We start from the raw sequence: 20,969 nt of genomic DNA, 5'->3' as shown, positions 1-20,969 counted from the left end.
GAAAGCATCGAACATTTTAAGCAGGAACTGAAAGAATACATGGACTACTACAACCATGAAAGAATCAAATCCAGGTTAAGTGGCATGAGTCCCGTCAAATACCGAGAACGTGCCCAGTTAACTGCTTGAATTAAAAAGTGTCCAATATTAAGGGGTCAATTCAGAAGCCTGAGGAAGCTCACCCCATGCCCACGGAAAGCGATCCGTTTTCCCATACAGCATAACCCCAACATAAAGTCTCGATACTGAGTCTTCAGCAATCGAGCGCTTAACTAGAAACTCACTACTGAGAATTAACAGCGTTAAATTATTAAAAAGTGTTTGACTTTAAAAAAATAATCATCTAGAATACGTAGCAAGCATAAATATTGGATTAAACAATCGAATCTCTTATCGAGAGCGGCGGAGGGAATAGGCCCGATGATGCCCGGCAACCATCAAGCATTGCTTGAAAAGGTGCTAATTCCTACAGATCTGTGGATCTGAAAGATAAGAGGAGGAAACGTACATACGCCCTCTTCTTATGAAGAGGGCTTTCTTATTTCCCTCTACCTTCTTTCACCTGCCTCACTTTTCTGAACGGAATGCTCTCTCTTTCGAACCGATTGCTTATCTTAATCATTTGAAGGAGGAATTTTCATGAGTTTTTCATCCCATCATTATAATCCCGAGACCCTATTGCTGCACGGAGGACAGGAAGCTGATCCTTCCACTGGATCCCGTGCGGTACCCATCTATCAAACTACTTCCTATGTTTTCCGTGATACGGAACATGCCAAAAACTTGTTCGGCTTAGCAGAACCAGGGAATATTTACTCTCGAATCATGAACCCGACAGTCGATGCTTTCGAACAGCGTATCGCATTGCTTGAGGATGGTGCCGCCGCTGTCGCCACCTCTTCCGGGATGGCTGCAATCACATTGGCGATTCTGAACATCGCTTCTGCAGGTGATGAAATCGTCGCCTCAACTAATTTGTATGGCGGTACGTATAACCTATTCACCCATACACTGCCTCGTTATGGGATCACCGTCAATTTTGTAGATAGTACGGATCCAGAAAATTTCAGAGAAGCTATTACGCCTAACACAAAAGCGATTTTCTCTGAAATTATCGGTAACCCGAGCTTGAATGTATTGGACATTGAAGAAGTTGCCGATGTTGCTCATGAAAACGGCATCCCGCTTATTATTGATAACACCTTCGCCACTCCATACATTTGTAAACCATTGACCTGGGGAGCGGACATTGTCGTGCACTCCGCTACCAAATGGATCGGCGGTCATGGAACAACCATCGGTGGCGTAGTCGTTGACAGCGGACGATTCGATTGGACGAATGGCAAGTTTCCTGGATTCACAGAACCCGACGAGAGCTACAACGGGCTTCGCTATGCATACGATGTCGGTCCATTAGCATTCGCTATCAAGCTGCGTGTCCAACTACTGCGCGATATTGGAGCCTGCCTCAGTCCGCAAAACGCTTTCCTATTGCTTCAAGGGCTGGAGACTCTGCACCTTCGTATCAAACAGCATACGGAAAACGCGCGAGAAGTCGCCCAACACTTAACCGAACATGATGGGGTGGAATGGGTGAATTATCCTGGCCTTGAAAACCACCCTACCCATCATTTGGCGAAAAAATATTTACATCATGGAGCAGGGTCGATTGTCGTATTTGGAATCAAAGGCGGCAGAGAAGCTGGCCGTAAGATCATTGATAATATTAATCTATGGTCTCACGTAGCAAATGTTGGGGATGCTAAATCATTGATCATCCACCCGGCATCCACGACCCATCAACAGCTGAGCGCTGATGACTTGGAAAAGACAGGAGTTACAGAAGAATTGATCCGGCTCTCGATCGGACTGGAGTCCACCGAGGACTTACTTGCTGAGTTGGACCAGGCAATCGCTATCGCTACAGGAGAAGAAAACCCGGCGGGTCCTACTAAAGAAAAAGACACTGTACAAACAGTACTTGGATCTTCTCTGGATCGTGAAAATGGCGATTTGAGACGACGCGTCATCACTACAGTGGGAGAATTCTCTGAAACTGGTAAACAGGAAATCAAAAAGCTGGAGCGTTTAGGTTTCATCATTAAAGATATCTCTGAAAAAGATGAGCTGCTTGATACCAAAGTTGACATCGTCTATAGCGAATCTGCAACTGAAATCAGAAACAACATAAAAGAAGTCACTAACCTGTCTCCTGCATTGGTTTGGCTAAAAGAGAATGAAGCTATCACTCTGGATAAAGAGCTTGGAACTGTAGCAGGGGATAACCTTTATGAACGCGCAGTTACACTGAGACAAGCGACGGATCATTCGGATGCAGCGCTGACTTTATAAGAGAAATGCCTGAGATATTTCAAACAGCCGGTTAGCGGAATAATCGGTCTGAAGGAGGATTACCATGAAGAAGATAAAAGCCGCACTGCTTGGTTATGGTACGGTCGGGCAAGGAATTCATGAAGTTCTTCATGAACACCAGGAAAGGCTGCGAATCCTCCTGGGGAAGGAAGTAGAAATTGTTGCTATTCTTGTCCAGAATCCTTCTAAACACAAGAACCTTCCGGAGAATATAGTAGTGACCACAAATTTTGAAGAAATCATCACCCTTCCCGAACTGGATGTGGTATTTGAAGCGATTGTAGGTGAGGAACCGGCACTTTCCTACCTGACACACGCCTTGGATAAAGGCGTCCACGTCATCACAGCGAATAAAATGATGTTCGCCAAGCATGCGAAATCTCTGCTCGAGAAAGCTCGAGAAAACGATGTGAAAATAGGTTTTGAGGCTACAACAGCTGGTGGAACACCTGTGATTCGCACGATTGAGCAGTTATTGCAGGTCAACCGGGTAGAAAAAATTGAAGCGATCTTAAATGGTACCAGCAATTATATTTTGACAGCCATGAGCGAACGTTCCATCGATTTCAAAACCGCCTTAGCCGAAGCGAAAGAGAAAGGTTATGCAGAAGCAGATCCTACGAATGACATCGATGGTACGGACGCATTCAACAAGCTGATGATTTTAAGTCAGCTGATATTCAATGACCAGCCAGCTTGGCATAAGGTAGAAAAAACAGGAATCAAAGACCTTACTAGTACAGATATCCAGGCTGCACAGGAGAATAATAAGAAATATAAACACATTGCTGTCATCTACAAAGAAGGAGATCAACTAAAAGCTGAAGTTTCACCTTTATTGCTCTCCTCTTCCCATCCGCTCTATAACATTGACGGAGTGGATAATGCCATTGCTATTACAAGTAATATAGTAGGTACCATCACCCTGATCGGACCAGGGGCAGGCAAATTACCAACAGCCAGTGCGATGGTTGAAGATCTAGTTGCCATTTTTCAGCACGAACCTGAGAATCATTCCATACACCAATACAAAGACCAGGCAGCAGTGTAAAGAAAGCAGCAAGCCCCTCTAATCAGGAGCTTGCTGCTTTTTATCTCTATGGAAGCCAAGCCAGCACTGGTGGTGCACCGGCCATATCCGTTTGTTCCTCTTTCCTCAACTCGCTTACCGTTACAAATTGATAACCTTCCTCATTCAATCTTCTGAGCAGAGGTTCGATTACTTTGTCTACATAAGGTGATGCTTCCTGCAGTGATATGATTGCCCCATCTTCTGCTTTCGTCATCACTTCATTAATAATAGATTGCGGATCTGCCAGACGCCAAGTTTCAATATCATGACTATTATTAATGATCGGCAGCCCGGCAACTTGTTGAACTTCTTTATTTACATGCCCATAAGGAGCTTTAACAATGCGAGGATATTTTCCAGTCAATTCCTCCAGCTTAGCTGACGTTCGATGTAACTGTTCTTCTATAGCAGAAGGTTCAAGTCTGGTCAATTCACGGTGGTTCCAAGAGTGATTTCCAATTTCATGTCCGGAAGCAGCGATTTGCTTCACCAGTTCAGGATAATAAGCAAGCCGGTTTCCGAGCACGAAAAAAGTTGCATTACCGCCATAAGTCTCTAATTCCTCCAGTACCTGTTTCGTTACTATCGGGTGCGGCCCGTCATCGAATGTCAAAGCAATCCGCTTATTTTTCTGTCTGTCCCTTAGCTGCTTTGTACTCTGTTGGATATCCTTCGATGAGGAGCTAAGGTTTTTAGAAAGAGGCTCCGGGTTATTATGTTTCAAAGCCTGGGAATATCTTTCTTTCATAATATCAATCAATTGATATTCAGGCACTGTCACCTTCACAACCGGAGCTTTCTTTTCCTTATTGGAAGGCTGGTAATAAAGTGTAATGCCATCTTCATTGAAAGAAAACACTTGGAAACTTTCTTCTTGAGGAAGGATTGAGCGTTTAATCCAACCTTCATCAAAACCTGCCTCCAGACGCTCGTTCGTACGTAACTGGTTTATCACATATTCTGATAGCTTACTTAAGTAGTCGCTATCCTTTTTGAACAAATGGGCCAATTTCAAACGCTTCCCTTTAGACAAATCGAAGTTAAGGACAGAATTACCAATTACAGGCTGATCCGTTCCGAAATCAGTAACTTCCTTGAATTCAATGCTGACAATTCCCCCGGAAGTATGAAGAAGCTCAAAGTCAATGTTAAACTCATGGGACGCTTTACTGTTCTCCTCCTGCTTCAATTGGTAGCTGTCTTGTTTGAAATTTGCTATATTTTTCTTCACATAATCCAATATTATTTGGTTCAGTTGATCATTGGAGGTCTGAGGATAGTGTACCGCTAACCGATAATCTTCATATTCCTCGATGATAGACTCTATTTCAAAATTCAGTTGTGTATCTTTGTTACCCTCTGACTGCCCGCTTGCCTTTTTATCCGTACTTGCTGTTGAACAAGCAGTTAAAAGTATGAGCAGCAGAATTGTTATGGATATTATCATTCGCTTCATAGTTAGATTACCCTTCTATGGTTAAAGTGAGTAATCTCATTGTAACATGTTTGTAATATTAATCGACATTTTTTTTACTTTATCGTGCAAAATTGCTATTTCTATCACAAATTCGTTCGAACGTCCCATAATTCTGGAAAAAAACGATGGTCGAGTACCTTTTTTAAATAACCGATACCGGAGGATCCACCGGTTCCTGTTTTATGTCCAATGATACGTTCCACTGTTTTCATATGACGGAAACGCCATTGCTGAAGCCAATCCTCGATATCTACAAGCTTTTCAGCAAGCTGATAGAGATCCCAATATTTTTCCACATTTTTATAAACAGTCGTCCAGGCAGCTTCCACAGTAGGGTCACCGTGATAAGTTTTGGTGAAATCACGATTGACAAGATCAGGGTTAATATCGAGTCCTGCCTTTGCAAGAGCTTCGATTGCAGCATCGTAAATACTTGGCGATTCATAAGCATTTTTCAATTTGGCGTGAAGCTCAGGATTTTTCTCATAAATTTTTAAGACATGCGAAGTCTTGTAACCAAGAGCGAATTCAATCATGCGGTATTGGTAGGATTGGAAACCGGAAGCCTGTCCCAGCTGATCACGAAACTGAATATATTCTGCTGGTGTCAGCGTTGATAAAACGTCCCAGGCATGGATGATTTGGGTTTGGATTTTCGAAACTCTGGCAAGCATTTTAAAAGCACCCTGCAAGTCGCCTCCCCTGATTGCATCAATCGATGCACGTATTTCATGGAGAATCAATTTCATCCAAAGTTCACTTACTTGATGGATAATGATAAACAGCATTTCATCATGGTGATCGGACAAACGATTTTGAGCATTCAAAAGTTGATCAAGGTCAAGGTACTCGCCATAAGTCATGCGTTCCCTGAAGTCAGTATGTACTTTTTCATTCGCTTTGGAATCTTCGTATTTCAAAACTCTCACACTCCTTTTTCATTGCTAGTTATAGTTTACCATGTTCTCCTTGCCGCTTTTAAAATCCCCAAAAATAAACCCCACCAGCATTCACTGATGGGGCCAAATCAATTAGATATAACCTCCACTGGATAATTGAAGAAGATACCGTTCTCTATTACCCCGGGAATTGCATTCAAGTCTTGTTCTGTCGTCAACCCGATATGGTTAAACCTTACTTCTAAAATCAGATTACCGGCTTCTGTAATAACCGGGCCATCTTTATGTTTGGCCATCCTAAGACCCACTGCGGAAACATCCATTTCCTGCAGCTTCGTTTCAACAAGATGGATAGCTCGTGGATCGATTTCTACTGGCACAGGAAAATTGTGACCGAGCCGGTTGACGAATTTGCTTTCATCTACCAGGATATACGTTTTTGGCGAACTGGCCATTACCAGCTTTTCTGCAAACATCGCTCCGCCACGACCTTTGATAAGGTTGAATTCCGAATCGACTTCATCCGCGCCGTCGAAACCCCAATCCGGCCTCGTCTGTGCTAAGGTTGTAGTCGAAATCCCTGCCCGAGCACAGCTTAAAGCAACTTCTACTGATGTAGGAATCGCAGTTACCGTTAAATTTTCCTTTTTCACTTTACTGGCTATTGCCTGAATTGCAAGAAAGGCAGTAGATCCTGATCCGACTCCTATTACCTGCCCGTCCTTTACATGTTCTGCTACTCGAAGAGCCACCAGCTCTTTTTGTTCTCTGTTCGAAATATCACCTGTCCATTTCAAATTATCTGCCAATTGGTTGTTCCATTTCAACACAATCACCTCTTCCGTCTTTATCTGGTTTTAGTATTCCCAATAATAAATTGTATAAAGCGCTTAATTGATGGCATTGTGATTTCCTGTCACTTAAAATAGAACAAGATACAAGAACAGACAAGGAGGTTTTTGTTTGGGAACTTATTTATTGAAGGGTATTGGTCAGATGCTGCTGATCGTGTTTGGGGGCTTATTTTTATGGAATCTGATTCGATACGGAAGTCTTCATTTTGTCGAATCAGGCATGGCAATTGCAGGGTGGCTGCTCTATCTCTCGGGGAAGAAACGTGAAAATAAAAAAGAGGAAACCTAATTAAAAAAATGTTCCCTCTTTTAATTTGTTAATACGGTTCACAGGCTTTTTATTTACGACAGATCCAGTGGGCGCAGCTTAGCTTCGATTTCTTCTCTATCCGGCTCCAAAAATGGCGGCAGTGACAAGTTTTCGCCCAATGATTCAATAGGTTCATCCACATCGAAGCCAGGTGTGTCCGTAGATAGTTCGAACAAAATGCCGTTCGGCTCCCGGAAGTATAGCGCTTTGAAATAATGGCGGTCTACTTTTCCGGAATTGGGGATGCGGGCTTGTTGGATGCGCTCTGCCCAGACATCGTATTCTTTTTCATCCGGTACACGAAAGGCTACGTGATGGACGCCGCCACGGCCGATACGTTCTTTTGGCAGGTCAGGACGTGTTTCAAGGTGCACCTCAGCTCCCGTTCCTCCCTTTCCAGTAGCATAGATCTCTATATCCGGAAGGGTTTCACTAATTAGGGATGGGTAAGAGCCAACATGTGTAAAACCCATCAAGCCGGTTAATACTTTTTCCGTCGGCTTCAAGTCAGCAACGGTCAATGTCACTGGCCCCAATCCCACAATCGCATGCTGTTTTGGAATCTCTTCTGTCTCCCACGCTTCCCCCGGCTCTACCCCCGTTTCTCCGTTATCCGCTACTAATATTACTTTTGTACCTTCCGTATCTTCAAAAGCAAGCGTTTCTCTCCCTGCACGCTGCGTGATTTCGCCATGCTCGACACGCTTTTCATCGAACCTTTGCTTCCAAAATTGTAATGCCTCCGTGTCCTTCACCCGAAGTGAAGTCGCCGATATACTCGACACTCCTGGGTGAGTTCTGGCTAGCATCGGAATATCAAAAAAGGTCAACTCTGTACCCGGGTTCCCTTTCGCATCCCCATAGAATAGATGATACGATGTCGTATCGTCCTGGTTGACAGACTTTTTGACGAGACGCATTCCCAACACCTTTGTATAAAAACGGTAGTTATCTTCAGCTTTTCCGGTCAAAATGGAAACATGATGCAGGCCTAATAATTCCATGATAGTGCCTCCTGTTAATTATCTCGAATTTGAGATAATTTTATAGTACAACTGAATGAAAGTCAACAAAATAACTTGGAGTATGCATAAATCCTTTCATTGATATGGCTGACAACTATTACAAAAGCCAGGACCCTTATTTTTACAGGTCCTGGCTTTAATTATGCAGTCTTCCATAGCTAGTTATTTAATTGTGGAAGTCTATCTTTTAAATAATTGATACTAATCTCCAAGCTGTCAAACGGTTTCCGGCGACTTTCATCCTGTTCTACGATCCACCATTGAACCCCTGCTTCTTCACCCGCTTCCAGCACTGCATCGATATCCACACCGCCAGTGCCAAGTTCCGCAAAAAATTGCTCTTCGTCCGTTGTCATATCTTTTAAATGAATGAGCGGTGACCGCCCTTGATAACGACTCATCCATTCGACAGGGTTCTCCCCTGCTTTCTTCAGCCAATAGACATCAAGCTCCGTATGCAGTTGGTCCGCGGTAGTGGCATCAAATATAGTTTCCAGCGCACTCCGGCCTCCTGGTAACTGATCAAGTTCAAAGTCATGGTTATGATAGCAAAGGGTGATTCCCTCTGCCCGGCATGCTTCTCCTGCTTCTCGCAAAAAAGAGATAAGCGCCTGGTAGCCTTTATCAGTGCGCTGCTCTTGACTTAAGAACGGAACTACAATATATTCACTTCCCAGTATCTTTTGATTGTAGATAACTTTCTGCAACTCAGCTTGTAAGGTTTCCAACGGAACATGGCTGGATACTGCCTGAAGTCTTAATCCATCGATCAAGGCCTTGACTTCTGATACAGCTAACCCTCCATACCCCGCAAATTCTACTCCCTCAAACCCTAATTCAGCTACTCTTTTTAATGTACCAGCAAAGTCTTGTGCACTTTCATGACGCAAGGTATACATTTGCACAGCCACTGGTATATGTACCATCCCTATACTCCCCTTCCTTCAAATCATTGGGTCAAATCATGCTTGAAAGCATAAATGACTGCCTGGGTCCGATCATGCACTTCCAGTTTACCAAGAATATTACTAACATGAACTTTGACGGTTTTCAGTGCAATGAATAACTCATCAGCTATTTCCTGATTAGTTTTCCCTTCTGCTATCTTCAGCAAAATTTCCAATTCACGCCCCGTCAACTGCTCATGCAGGTGATCCTCAGGTTTCTTACGCATACGATTCATAATTTTGCCTGTAACTTCCGGTTCAAGAATCGATTGCCCCTCGTATGTGGCCCGAATAGCCGAAGCGATCTCGTCTGCTTTCGAAGTTTTCAGCATATAACTTGTGGCACCGGCTTCAAGTGCAGGATAAACCTTTTCATCATCGATGAAGCTCGTGACAATAATTATTTTTGCCTCGGGCCAGGCAGCAGTGATTTTTCTGGTCGCTTCAATCCCATCCATTTCTTTCATGACCAGATCCATCAGAATGATGTCCGGCTTCATTTCTAAAGCTAACTCTACAGCTTCCCCGCCATCATCAGCTTCTGCCACTACCTCGATATCCGCCTGGGCTGAAAGATACGCCGATACACCGATACGAACCATTTCATGATCGTCAGCAAATAGCACCTTAATCATTGCCCTCACCTTCCTTTACTGCAGGTATTTTCACTTCCAGCCGCGTCCCTTGTCCTACTAGACTCACGACTTTCAGTGTTCCTCCTACTTCATAGGCACGTTCCTGCATATTCTGAAGCCCATAGGAGCTTGTTTTTGCCTTTTCCACATCAAATCCGACTCCATCATCGATGACTCGCATAATAATCATTTCATCACGCTCAATCAACATCACATGAAGACTGTTTGCTTTTGCGTGTCTTAAAGTATTAGAGATCGATTCCTGTAAAATTCGAAACAGCTGGTCCTCTACTCCCTTATCAAGCTCAAGGTTTTCAATATTCCAGTCAATCGTCATAGGGACCTTTTGTGTCAGTTCAGCAAGCAGTTCCTCTACGCCTTCCCTGATCGACTTCCCTTTTAAAGCTACCGGGCGTAAATGAAGCAGCAGTGCCCGCATTTCCAACTGGGATTGATGGATCATTTTTTCTACCATAGCCAGCTGTTTTTTTGGCCCTGCATCACCTGGAGCTTCACCTTCATTGATTGCTGACATCATCATCGAAGCAGCGAATAACTGCTGACTGACAGAATCATGTAACTCCCTGGCCAGGCGGTTACGCTCCTGGATGACTACTTCCTGCAGGCTCTTCTCCCGTTCATTCGCTCTCTCCGTCGCCAAGCGTTGCGACAGTTCTATTTGTTTCTTCATTTTTTCTTCAAGCTCGGAGATATGTCGATAAATATCTATGATTTCCTGAACCGTTTCATTTTCCGGCTCGCTGCGTTTCTGTCCTTTGAGTAAATCGTTCAACTGGCGATCCATACTATAAAGCTTCCGACGCCAGAACCAGCCGTAGGATATACCGGTAATCAAACCAACGCTTACAGGGAGAATGATGATCCACAGCAGATAGGGAAAATCAAACACTTCTACTTCCCATAAATCTTTCCAATCTTGTAACGGAAAAGCAAGGAAAGTTGCACCTGCTATGATAACAGCCGTAATTACACTGAAGAGAATGCCGGAGAATATTTGGCGAATCACCATATTCATATCCGCTTCACCTCGATATCACCAGAAAACACTGTCGTCATAATTTTCACTTGCGGCCGCTGTTTCCCATATCCTTCAGTTTGATAGGCAAGTTTCTGATTGATCAATTTCGTATGGGGGTGATCAAAAATGACCGCACGCCCGAATACTGCACTATGAGAGATGCTCACTTCCACTTCATAAGGGACATAAATTTCGATATTCCCAAACAAGTGGCGAATCGAGATGACCGCTGTTTCATCGGGAAGCACCGTATTGCTGAGATCGATGATCCGATCGCCAAACCCCCCATGAATATTGATGTCTTTCCATTGAAAGGCGGTATCTGCTGTTTGCTGATTACCAAAAAATTGCTGCTGGAAAAGAGGTTCTATCTCAAATAGCTGTTCTGGAACGTTCGGAGACCCAACGGGCTTCAGATATTCTGCTTCATTTTTAGAACGGGAATAATGAAATAAAAACAAAATTAGCACAGCCACTATTAAAAAGCGGACAGCCATCATATTAAGAATAGTGAAAAACAGACTGACAGTTCCGACCCAAAACAGCACCTTAGCCCAGAGATGAGAATATTTTTTCCAGCCGACATACATTAAGAATCCAGAAAACAATACAGAAAAAATCAGGCCGCCATTGAAAAAAGCTACTTCCAGCACAAAAAGGAGGGCACCAATGATGATGATCCAATTCCATGTGTCTGTATTCATCCATTTAAGCACAAGGCGCCTCCTCCTTTCTTTTATTATGTATAAAAAGACGCATAACACTGCGCCTTTTTAGAATATCATGTTTTTAATGATTCGCTGTAGCCTTTTCTTGTTCCTGCATTTGCTTTTCCAGTTTAGCGATTTTACTGTCGAACGTATTGCGATAATAAGCACTGTTCACTTTATACTCCAGGTTATCGATATAATGCTCCATCTCCTGAAAGCGATTATAGGAGTTTTCTGATGTGTGCTCGATTACGTGGTTCATTTTGTGATGAGCTCGTGCGACATTTTCCCGCCCCATCAATTCCATACGCTTCAAATGCATATCTTTCAATCGGTGCTTCATATCCTCGTATTTACATTCCAGCTCTTCCAGCTGCTGAACTGCATCCTGGCGGGAAACTTTCATACGTTCTGCACGTTCGCTGTATTCCTCGTACTCTTTTATGGCGAAATCGTACATCGTCTCTTCCCCGGCACGCTTCGCAACCTCGGCTTGTTTTTGTCGCTTTTCAGCCATGTCTTGTGCTTTCATCTGTTCCCGGGCAAATTCTTCTTTTAATTTATGCTGGCGTTCCACCAATACTCTCACTTTTTCCGTTTCCTGTTCACTATGACGCAAATATTGATTCAAAACAGCCATCGGATTCTTTTGTTCCTTCTTATCCAATAGTTCATGGAAATCAGCAGTAATTGAGTCTTTCATACGATTGAATAAATTAGCCATTAAAAACCGCTCCTTTGTTTAGTGTTAGTAATTTTTCATTTCCGCCCATTGTTTTTCAAAATTCGTGAACGGATCCTCTGTTTTCGAGGGTACAATTATGTCATCATCATGCTTTTCGTCCTGCCACTGCTTATAAATTACATACAAGACATATGCGGCACCAACACCTATAACCGCGTAGATGTTAGCAAATGCAATGCTTAGGATAAGCAGGCCTGCTATCACCCATCCAATTTTACCTGCTGTAGAATCGCTCTTGATGAATTGCTTGAATACGATATACAACAACCATACGCTTACCCCAAGCAAAATCATCGGCCCAAGATTAGCGAGTAATACAAACAGAGCGATCAGCCCCGCAATAAACAACATGAACTTTTTCATCATCCTGCCTCCTTTCTGTTATCTTGACTTCATCTTACCTTGTAAAACGAAGGTTAATAATGAGCCTAAGCTATATTTCCATATAAGACCTTAGGCGTATAATATTTTAGATTTTTTACAAATAGCACTGGTCATATAAAACAAAACTGTGTTAATATACATATCATCGCATATTTATTCTATTATCGGTTTCGATTTCCCGAAGATAGAATCTATTTTCCATTCATATCCCGGGAATAACTCTGCATAAATATGAAATAAGAGGAAGAGAGGAGAATTGGTTAATGGTTCAGGAACAGACGGTTGCCAAACCTGCCAGCACACTGTTTGGTAAAAGCTTTTTGACACTAAAAGATTTCTCGGAGTCTGAAATACACCATCTGATTGATATGGCGGAAGATTTAAAAGCTAAAAAGAAAGCCGGCATTCCCCATCGCTATCTAGATGGGCAAAATATCGCTATGTTATTCGAAAAGCCTTCCACCCGGACACGCTGCGCCTTCACGGTCGCATGTAATGACCTAGGGGCTCGTGCAGAATACCTGGGGAAGAACGATATTCAGCTCGGGAAAAAGGAATCGGTTCGGGATACTGCCAAAGTACTTGGAAGTATGTTTGATGGGATTGAATTTCGAGGGTTCAGCCATCAAACGGTAGAAGAATTGGCAGCACATGCAGGGGTTCCTGTATGGAATGGGCTGACAGATCTCTATCACCCCACCCAGGTACTTGCAGACTTTTTAACCATCAAAGAACAAGCTGGCCGTTTGAAAGGGATTACGTTTGTTTATGTCGGGGATGGACGGAATAATGTGTCCAATAGCCTGTTGATCGGTGGTGCAAAGGTTGGGATGGACATACGGATTTGTTCACCTGAAGCACTGTTCCCAGACGGATCGATTGTCCAGTATGCCGAACAGACCGCAAAGCAGACAGGTGGCAAAGTGACTGTGTCAGCCAATATTGATGAAGCTGTTGCAGGAGCAGATGTTCTTTATACCGATGTATGGGTATCCATGGGAGAAGAAAATCATTTCGAAGAACGGATCAAGCAGCTCCACCCTTACCAGGTCAATCAAACGATGGTGGAGAAAACGAATAACAAAGATCTCATCTTTCTTCACTGTTTGCCGGCTTTTCATGATTTAGAAACACAAGTTGGAAAAGAAGTCCATAAAAAATTCGGGTTATCCGAAATGGAAGTGACAGATGAGGTTTTCCGCAGCAAGCATTCCTTCGTTTTCGCCCAGGCAGAAAATCGCCTGCACACGATCAAAGCACTGATGGCAGCAACCAACCAAAAAGCATAGTTTTATTTTGATTGGCAGGGAGGGGGTACTTACTTAACCGGGCTTTATTGTGACTTAACCGGATGATATTCCACCCTAACGCAGCTATACTATATTCCAACTTAACCCTACCCGCCTGCAAAAAAGCGGATTACCTCTCGTGAAGGTAATCCGCTTTTATTATTCTATGATCTGCAATTCTTTCGGAACATTCGTTAATGTCTCATAGCCGTCCTTTGTAATCAATACATCATCTTCAATTCGAACCCCGCCAATTGCCGGATCATAGATGCCAGGCTCAATGGTGTACACCATTCCTTCTTTTAACTTTCCGTCATTCAAGTGGCTCATGGAGGGAAATTCATGCACATTGATGCCCATACCATGGCCGATACGGTGCGGGAACTTGTCCCCATATCCGGCAGATTCGATAATATCCCGGGCAGTCTGATCCAAGTCGCCGATCCTCGACCCTGGCTTACTCATTTCCAAGGAAGCTTTCTGAGCTTTTAAAACCGTTTCATAAATTTCTTTTTGCTGATCGTTGGCAGATTGATAGACAAACGTACGTGTAATATCAGAAGTGTAGCCTTCAAGCACGACCCCCAAATCAAATAATACGAAATCGCCTTTTTGAAGCTTACGATCGCCAGGTGATCCATGGGGCTGCCCGGACTTTTCGCCGAATAATACCATGGTGGAAAACGACATTTCACGGACGCCTTTTTTCTTGAGCTCATATTCGATTTTCGCAAGCACTTCCATTTCAGTGACTCCTGCCTTCAAAGCTTCCACGCCAGCTTTGACCCCATAGTCAGCCAGTTCAGCGGCACGGCGGATAATCTCTATTTCGGAAGCATCTTTGATTACACGCATCTCATTCAATATTCCGGCAACATCAAGGATTTCAGATTCGGGAAATAATTCCAATAGCGATTCCGTTCTGCCATAGGATAGCACATCTTTTTCAATACCTAAAACGGATAGGGCGGTCTTTCCTCTTTTATTTAAAGAGCCTCCCAGCTTCGCCCAAGGATCTTCATGGTCAGCATAACCGATCACTTCATATTGCCAGCCAGCTTCACGCAGCTGCCCGCTTTCCATTCCAGGAACAATGGCTATCGGTGCCTCTTCCGGAAAAACCAACAATCCAATCAGACGTTCATGGGGATCCGTATGAAATCCACTTAAGTAAAAGAAGTTCTCTTTCCCGTTAATAAAAGCAGCATCTATGCCAGCTTCTTTCAAATGCTGCCCTACTTTCTGCAAACGACGCTTCATCCTACCCACTCCTTATTATGTATATTCTTCTTCTATGATAGCGGAAAAGCCTACATCTGAAAAATTAGAAAAACTCAGCTTAACGCCAAGCCCTTGTGGCTTTAAAGCCTAATTGTTTCTTATACTTTAACCCTATAACAAAGTTAAACTTACTTAAAATATAATAAAAGCTGACCGAAGAATGGTCAGCTTTTTTTGGGGTTGTTACTACCTTGTCATCAACAACGTCGGTTAACCGCGCCAATCATATTAAAGTTTTCACACTTTCGCCTATCACTCTGAAATCATTCATTACCTTCATAAGTGAAGAGTCAGCAAATTCCTTCCTGTCGATCCCCTCTTCACTCCATTCTGTCATCCCTTGTTGGAACTCCTGTTTGAACTGTTCACCAAGAGATAACAGTTTATCTTTCGCCTCTTGAATATACGTCGGTATTTCAGTCTCTGTCACCTTTTGTATGGTAGTTTCATAAGCATTTTCTAAATAAATCAGTATATTTGTTTCTTGTAAACTTTCTTTCGACTTTTCATAGGCTCCTATAAAAAATTGCTCCACTTCCTGGACAACCTTCTTCCCGTCTTCGCTGTAACTACTAGAAGCTTGGACGGTTCCTACTTGACCGTATGCGGTCAAAAGTAAAACAGTGAAAAACAAGACGAACATTTTTTTCAAATTTCATTCCTCCTAGATGTATTTCTATTGTTGAGGGACATGGAACTCAATGATATGGCCATCAGGATCACAACAGAAAATTTGAGCAAAACCACTGGTGCTATCGGGCTTTTCTTTTATTTCAATTTTGTTTGTTTTCAAGTGTGCAACTGTCTCCTGATAGCTGTCCACTCGGAACGCGACATGGTTCCCTCTTGTATCGATATGACGATCAGGATTGTAGACAAATTGAGAATCCTCGATTAAATGTAGCTGTTGATACTCCCCGATCTGGTACCACGCGCCCGGAAATGAGAAATCGGGCCTATTTTCTTCCACTAACCCTAGTACTTCTCCATAAAAACGCTTCGCTTTTTCCAAATCACTTGTCTTTAAACTGATATGATGGATCATTACTAGTTTCATATATTCTCTCCTTTCTATTTTACAATACTGACGAATTTCTATAAAACAAACCGACTTTAATAAAATCGACATTCCTATGACACATATTTTCATTGTGGGATCCTTCCGCTATAATAAGGTGGTCATAGTGTTAATGATAGTATTTATTCATTAGGAGGATTTTTTTATGGATCGTACGCGATTTTTAGTTCGTGTTTCTGCCATATATGCTTTGATCGGTGCCTTTATCGGCTCCCATATGGCAGGCGCAGGAGGATATGAATTTAGAGCAGTCCACGCCCACATCCTTGTTGTCGGGTGGTTATCGCTATTTGCTTTTGCCATCTATTATAAAGTTTTTTCCATCCCCAAAAAATCAGTGCTGGCAACTACTCAGATATGGACCGCTTTCATTGGGTCAATTGGTCTGACAGCAGGTATGTGGCTCTATTACGTCAAACCTTTCGGAGGCATGGACACTTTCAATTTGATCTTTTTCATTGTGGGCGGATCGATTTTAATGCTTTCCTTCATTGTGTTCGCCATTATGACGTTTGTCCAGGGAAACTATATTTCAGAAGATAACTGATGGAGAGGCAGGTACATGGATGAAAAAAATTTCTTTTAAGAATTCTCGTCATTTGCATTTGGTCGGAGAGTTGTATCCAGCTTCACAGGAGAGGATTGTCATCATGTGCCACGGCTTCACTTCTGATAAGTCTTTAAAGGGTAGATTCGACCGCTTCGCCAAAGCCTTCCACCGACATGGGTTCAGTGTATTGAAATTCGATTTTAGCGGCTGCGGGGAAAGCGATGACGACCGCATCACCCTGCAGAAGGAAATAGATGATTTACAAGCTGCCATTTCTTATGTGAAAAGCTTAGGTTTTACGCGAATCGCCCTCTATGGTCACAGTCTTGGCAGCAGAGTCTGTCTGGAAGGCTTTACGGAAGGTGTCGAGGTGATCATGCTGACTGGTGCACTGACTGGGCCAATCAAATATGAATGGCCCGACCATTTCACAGAAGAACAGCTGGACGATGTGACAGTCAAAGGGTTCCTTGTTGAAAAAACTTCAAGCCCTCACCGGGAGAATATCCAAATCGATCATCAGATGCTAATGGATTTTGAAACGTGTAATCAACAAAAACTCTTATCAAAGATTGACTGTCCCGCATTGATTATCCACGGGGATGCCGACGAAGAAGAAGTAAGTCTCCACCACATCTCCAGACTGGGGATGAAATGGCTTCCTCCCCAGTCAAACCTTGAAGTCATCCACGGCGCCGATCATTCATTTTTCGGCTACCTGAATAAAGTAGAAAGTTTGCTCGTTGATTGGCTGGTAAAACACCTCGCTCCATAATTAAAATGGGTTCTACCCCCCCAGCCAATCACTGATTAGTAACCTTAAAAAGGCGATCATCATTTGTTGCAGGCGAGCCTCTTCCATCGGTATTATTATTGATGAAATAAATATCCCCGTTTTCAATCGTGACATCGCGGATACGCCCGTATTCATCCGTAATAATCATTGGTTCCAATTCATTTAAGTCCATGGCCCGGAGAGCCTGCCCACGCAGACTGGCAATGTACAATCGATTATCTTCTATCGCCACTCCGGATGGAGCCCAGGTATCGGTACCTGTATGGAAGATAGGTGTCACCATACCTTCTTGTTCTTCATCACCTTTAATCACAGGCCAGCCGTAATTACTCCCTGCTTCAATTTTATTGATCTCGTCATGAGCACTGGAACCATGCTCTGATGCATACATTTCCCCGTCCTCCGTCCAGGCGATCCCTTGCGGATTACGATGTCCTAAAGTGTAGACATAAGAGTTTTCAAAAGGGTTATCCTCTGGTATGCTGCCATCCAAATTCATCCTGAGAATCTTTCCTGCCAGACTTTCCACTTGCTGGGCTAAACGTTGGTCGGAAGCATCGCCAGTCGTTATATACAGCTTGTTATCAGGACCAATTTTCATACGGCCGCCATTATGAAAGCTGGAACCTGGTATATCCTCTAAAACCACGTCCACCTCCCGCCATTGTCCATCTTCAAGACGTATGACAATCACCCGGTTTTTAGTAGCGCCATCCTGTCGATAGGTATGATAAACATACGCTTCCTTCGTTTCTGAAAAATCAGGACGGAGCTGGAAGCCGAGCAACCCGCCTTCACCTTGCTGGTGAATAGCCTTTTTGGTTATGACCTGCTGCCTTTCCTGATTTGTACCTGCTGCCCAGGAGATGATATTCCCCTCTCGCTCCGTGATGAAAAATGTATCCCCGGCGATTTCAATATCCCATGGAGAATTCAAGTTGGCAGTCAACACTTCAATGGTAGATCTTTTACTGTTATTTTCGTCAGGTGTCTTTGTCTCAGGAGGCTCATTACTTGAAGAACATCCAGTAACCAGAATCAATGATAGGAATAAAAACAAAAGTTTGGCCATGATCCTCCACCTTTCTTACTTCATTATAATTTTGATGATCTGCGTAGAAGAAAGCTTCATTATTGATTAAAAACCAATCGACCAATGAATTGATATCTGGCCGACTGTTTTTTTGTAGTAGCTCTGTTAAGTCACAGTGTTGCCTTTACAATTGCTCCCTTTTGCTGAAGACTCAGTTTCAAGATAATTAGGTCCGTTACCAAGGTGGAGTTGGGATGGGCTGGGAAACGACTCGCTTTCCAGCTTCATCGCCTAGACACTCGCGACATAAGCAGTCCATCAACAGGAAGAAAGAGCCCTTCCCTTTTGCTGTTCTGCTTATGCGTGTCGTGTCTCCCAAGGCGATTACGCATTCATTTCTTTCCTGCGGGGACCTGGCAAGCTTCCTCGGGCTAAAGCCTGTGGGATCTCGCCTAGCCCCTTCTCCCGCGGGAGTCTCATCGTTTCCCTGCCCATCCAGCTAGCTTTATACTAAACGGCCCCTTCAAAAAGAGAAAAGTGTACAACTAAATCCTTCTTCCTTACACATTTATGTAGGAGATAAAGGGACCAATGTCTTCTTTCTATTATCATGGGGCAGTTTCCACAAGTGTGATTTCGCGAACTTCCCATGACTAGGGGCGTAGGGAAACGATGAGACTCCTGTGGGAAATGCGGGATCGCTGAGGCCCCGCAAGGCGAAGCCTGAGGAGACTCAGCACACGCCCACGGAAAGCGAATCGTTTCCTGGAGTCCCTAAACTCCAATAATATCTCGAAATCGAGTGTTCCATTATACGGCCCTATTATTGAATAGGCCTCTTAACAGAGCCTTTAGAGTAGATATGGACCAATGAACACGGTTACCAGTAAGAGATGAATACCTACAAAATAAGTGAATTTCATCGGGATTCCCCAATCTTTCCACTTTCCTTCCTTCTCCATCAGTAAATAAGCTATCACCGCAAACGCCGTTAATAGCAACCAGGTACTGCCTTGGAAATTCAAGTATTCCGGCATTCTGGCCATCAGCTTTTCAGAAAATAACATGTCATTCCATATTAAGGTCGATAATAAATATAGCCCTAACGCCGTGTACATAACCCATCTCTTTCCTTCTTCTACTGCTCCACCGAAAGCGCCCATCATTAAGAAAATAAACAGAAACGGCCATAAATACCACATAAAAGTGATGAAAAAAGTGAAAGGCGCGTACGAAAACATTCCCACCGTCTTTCCAAGAGCGCTGATAAAATCAGCCTGTTTGTATCCTGCTGCTTTTGTAAGCAACGCTTCCTGCCTGGAAGCGACATTAATTTCATTTGCTTCGCCCTTCGCATCAATCCACAGGACATTATCTACTCCTGCCCTGCTTGGCTTCAGCGAACGTTCCGGTGTATTACTCATTCTGGTCACTTTAGATTGATTTTCAGTTATTTGCAGTTCATAGATATTAAAAGCAGGCGTGTCCCTGTAGGTGGTCTTTGTCGCACCATGGGCAACAAACAGAGCTTTAGCTCCATCTTCATCCAATGAAAACTGTAAATCACTCCACTCTTTCAAGCTCCCATGACTAAAGGGATCGTCGGCTTTTACAGTCTGTAAAGAAAGTTTGCTCCCCTTAAAGTCCTCTGCTGCATAGTAATAATGATATTCCGGAGTACCCGAAACGCTTTGTTTTTGAAGCGTACCAATCATCAACCCAAGCTTACTCTCCTGCACATCAAACGCCACTTCCCTCACTGTTTCACCTGATTTGACAGGAAAAGACTTTGCTGCCAATAACTCTGTGGTGTGCTGCTCTCCCAATTGATAAACCTTTATGCTGGAAGTACTATTTCCTGGAGTTACAGTAAGTATATGTAGACCTTCATCCGTTTCCTTGATATAAACATCTGCTCGTGTGTTATCTAATTCTAAAATGTTTTTAGATTGCATTGTATCCGGGTTAAGGTGGACCAATCGGTTTTCCTGTAAGTAAAATGCATGGTTTTGTACGGGGAAAAAGCCATCTATTTCCGCCAGCTTCTCCCCCTCTTTCCCATGAAATAGGGTTTGTGAATCAGTATAAATCAAAGTTTCGCCATTGTTAAAAACCCGTGAAAACTTTTTATAATCGATGGCATATTGATGTTCCGACTGTAACTCCCACTCTTCGTCATATGTCCTTTCCATCAATGAACTTTCATGGAAGTAACTTACTATGTAACCATCGTCTTTTTCATATATAAAGGGCTCCATTCTTAGAGGAGTTTCTCCAATTTTCCAACTTCTGCTTACCCTCTCATCAGCCGGCTCTGTCACTTTTTGCAAATTTTCAAAAAATAACAAAGCTGCCCCTGCCAGAAAAATAATTAGCGGAAAGATCCAATAGCTCTTGTTCTTATACCACATCCAACTCGCACCTCCTATTACTATATTACACGAGTGGAGTGGTAAAAAGTTTCAAAAAATG

General features: G+C 43.2%; 22 protein-coding genes and 1 riboswitch. Of the genes, 7 read left to right on the top strand and 15 right to left on the bottom strand.

The window, feature by feature from the left end:
- Positions 1–6 precede the first annotated feature (6 nt).
- From BLV00_RS04160 to BLV00_RS04150, 3 genes are all read left to right on the top strand, one after another.
- Positions 7–129 carry an IS3 family transposase gene (locus BLV00_RS04160; protein WP_425441642.1) on the top strand — a complete coding sequence of 41 codons (123 nt, stop codon included), beginning with the start codon at positions 7–9 and terminating at the stop codon, positions 127–129.
- 258 nt (positions 130–387) lie between these two features.
- A riboswitch (SAM riboswitch) is annotated at positions 388–496 on the top strand.
- Positions 497–639: 143 nt separating this feature from the next.
- Positions 640–2,352, top strand: a complete 1,713-nt coding sequence (locus BLV00_RS04155) for an O-acetylhomoserine aminocarboxypropyltransferase/cysteine synthase family protein (RefSeq protein WP_093042696.1) — start codon at positions 640–642, stop codon at positions 2,350–2,352.
- A gap of 64 nt (positions 2,353–2,416) precedes the next feature.
- Entirely contained in the window at positions 2,417–3,424 is a 1,008-nt protein-coding gene (locus BLV00_RS04150) for a homoserine dehydrogenase (RefSeq protein ID WP_093042694.1), read from the top strand.
- Positions 3,425–3,470: 46 nt separating this feature from the next.
- Here BLV00_RS04150 and BLV00_RS04145 read toward each other — a convergent pair whose 3' ends face one another.
- The 3 genes from BLV00_RS04145 to rpiA all read right to left on the bottom strand — a co-directional run bounded on the left by BLV00_RS04145 (position 3,471) and on the right by rpiA (position 6,651).
- Positions 3,471–4,892 (bottom strand): polysaccharide deacetylase family protein, encoded by a 1,422-nt coding sequence (locus BLV00_RS04145; protein WP_218131881.1) that lies wholly within the window; start codon positions 4,890–4,892, stop codon positions 3,471–3,473.
- A 113-nt stretch (positions 4,893–5,005) separates the two neighbouring features.
- Positions 5,006–5,842: a tryptophan 2,3-dioxygenase gene (gene kynA / locus BLV00_RS04140; protein ID WP_093042690.1), complete on the bottom strand. Its 837-nt coding sequence runs from the start codon at positions 5,840–5,842 to the stop codon at positions 5,006–5,008.
- 107 nt (positions 5,843–5,949) lie between these two features.
- Positions 5,950–6,651 (bottom strand): ribose 5-phosphate isomerase A, encoded by a 702-nt coding sequence (gene rpiA, locus BLV00_RS04135; protein ID WP_245728801.1) that lies wholly within the window; start codon positions 6,649–6,651, stop codon positions 5,950–5,952.
- Positions 6,652–6,784: 133 nt separating this feature from the next.
- Here rpiA and BLV00_RS04130 point away from each other — a divergent pair, with 133 nt between their 5' ends.
- Complete coding sequence (locus BLV00_RS04130; protein WP_093042686.1) at positions 6,785–6,964, top strand: hypothetical protein; 180 nt, start codon at positions 6,785–6,787, stop codon at positions 6,962–6,964.
- 53 nt (positions 6,965–7,017) lie between these two features.
- On the opposite strand, the gene BLV00_RS04125 is transcribed toward BLV00_RS04130, so the two are convergent.
- From BLV00_RS04125 to BLV00_RS04095, 7 genes are all read right to left on the bottom strand, one after another.
- Positions 7,018–7,989: a ring-cleaving dioxygenase gene (locus BLV00_RS04125; protein ID WP_093042684.1), complete on the bottom strand. Its 972-nt coding sequence runs from the start codon at positions 7,987–7,989 to the stop codon at positions 7,018–7,020.
- Between the two features lie 179 nt (positions 7,990–8,168).
- On the bottom strand, positions 8,169–8,936 hold the full coding sequence (locus BLV00_RS04120) for a sugar phosphate isomerase/epimerase family protein (RefSeq protein WP_093042682.1): 768 nt from the start codon (positions 8,934–8,936) through the stop codon (positions 8,169–8,171).
- Positions 8,937–8,959: 23 nt separating this feature from the next.
- The gene (locus BLV00_RS04115; RefSeq protein ID WP_093042680.1) at positions 8,960–9,592 is read right to left on the bottom strand and encodes a response regulator transcription factor; all 633 of its coding nucleotides are present in this window, start codon (positions 9,590–9,592) and stop codon (positions 8,960–8,962) included.
- The gene (locus tag BLV00_RS04110) at positions 9,585–10,628 is read right to left on the bottom strand and encodes a sensor histidine kinase (protein ID WP_093042678.1); all 1,044 of its coding nucleotides are present in this window, start codon (positions 10,626–10,628) and stop codon (positions 9,585–9,587) included. Before BLV00_RS04110 ends, BLV00_RS04115 begins: the two co-directional genes overlap by 8 nt.
- Entirely contained in the window at positions 10,625–11,347 is a 723-nt protein-coding gene (gene liaF / locus BLV00_RS04105; RefSeq protein WP_093042675.1) for a cell wall-active antibiotics response protein LiaF, read from the bottom strand. The genes BLV00_RS04110 and liaF overlap by 4 nt, the downstream gene beginning before the upstream one ends.
- A gap of 73 nt (positions 11,348–11,420) precedes the next feature.
- The gene (locus BLV00_RS04100; RefSeq protein ID WP_093042673.1) at positions 11,421–12,065 is read right to left on the bottom strand and encodes a PspA/IM30 family protein; all 645 of its coding nucleotides are present in this window, start codon (positions 12,063–12,065) and stop codon (positions 11,421–11,423) included.
- A 24-nt stretch (positions 12,066–12,089) separates the two neighbouring features.
- Positions 12,090–12,449: a lmo0954 family membrane protein gene (locus BLV00_RS04095; RefSeq protein WP_093042671.1), complete on the bottom strand. Its 360-nt coding sequence runs from the start codon at positions 12,447–12,449 to the stop codon at positions 12,090–12,092.
- A gap of 284 nt (positions 12,450–12,733) precedes the next feature.
- On the opposite strand from BLV00_RS04095, the gene argF reads away from it, so the two are divergent.
- Positions 12,734–13,759 carry an ornithine carbamoyltransferase gene (argF, locus tag BLV00_RS04090; protein ID WP_093042669.1) on the top strand — a complete coding sequence of 342 codons (1,026 nt, stop codon included), beginning with the start codon at positions 12,734–12,736 and terminating at the stop codon, positions 13,757–13,759.
- 159 nt (positions 13,760–13,918) lie between these two features.
- Here argF and BLV00_RS04085 read toward each other — a convergent pair whose 3' ends face one another.
- The 3 genes from BLV00_RS04085 to BLV00_RS04075 form a co-directional block, all read right to left on the bottom strand.
- Positions 13,919–15,019, bottom strand: coding sequence for a M24 family metallopeptidase (locus tag BLV00_RS04085; RefSeq protein WP_093042667.1), 1,101 nt, complete (start codon positions 15,017–15,019; stop codon positions 13,919–13,921).
- A 244-nt stretch (positions 15,020–15,263) separates the two neighbouring features.
- Positions 15,264–15,692, bottom strand: a complete 429-nt coding sequence (locus tag BLV00_RS04080; RefSeq protein ID WP_093042665.1) for a hypothetical protein — start codon at positions 15,690–15,692, stop codon at positions 15,264–15,266.
- Between the two features lie 24 nt (positions 15,693–15,716).
- Positions 15,717–16,097, bottom strand: coding sequence for a VOC family protein (locus tag BLV00_RS04075; RefSeq protein WP_093042663.1), 381 nt, complete (start codon positions 16,095–16,097; stop codon positions 15,717–15,719).
- Positions 16,098–16,263: 166 nt separating this feature from the next.
- On the opposite strand from BLV00_RS04075, the gene BLV00_RS04070 reads away from it, so the two are divergent.
- A complete protein-coding gene (locus BLV00_RS04070) occupies positions 16,264–16,665 on the top strand; it encodes a hypothetical protein (protein WP_093042661.1) in 402 nt (133 codons plus the stop codon).
- Between the two features lie 19 nt (positions 16,666–16,684).
- The gene (locus BLV00_RS04065; protein ID WP_093042659.1) at positions 16,685–17,443 is read left to right on the top strand and encodes an alpha/beta hydrolase; all 759 of its coding nucleotides are present in this window, start codon (positions 16,685–16,687) and stop codon (positions 17,441–17,443) included.
- Between the two features lie 28 nt (positions 17,444–17,471).
- Here the strand turns inward: BLV00_RS04065 and BLV00_RS04060 are convergent, their stop codons facing one another.
- Both BLV00_RS04060 and BLV00_RS04055 read right to left on the bottom strand, forming a co-directional pair.
- A complete protein-coding gene (locus BLV00_RS04060) occupies positions 17,472–18,536 on the bottom strand; it encodes a PQQ-dependent sugar dehydrogenase (RefSeq protein WP_093042657.1) in 1,065 nt (354 codons plus the stop codon).
- Positions 18,537–19,348: 812 nt separating this feature from the next.
- Positions 19,349–20,908 carry a hypothetical protein gene (locus BLV00_RS04055; protein WP_093042655.1) on the bottom strand — a complete coding sequence of 520 codons (1,560 nt, stop codon included), beginning with the start codon at positions 20,906–20,908 and terminating at the stop codon, positions 19,349–19,351.
- Between the last annotated feature and the right edge of the window lie 61 nt (positions 20,909–20,969).

Origin of the sequence: Thalassobacillus cyri, from assembly GCF_900107755.1 — a bacterium.
In the GTDB taxonomy this organism is placed as follows: domain Bacteria; phylum Bacillota; class Bacilli; order Bacillales; family Halobacillaceae; genus Thalassobacillus; species Thalassobacillus cyri.
This window is presented reverse-complemented; position numbering and strand designations above follow the sequence as displayed.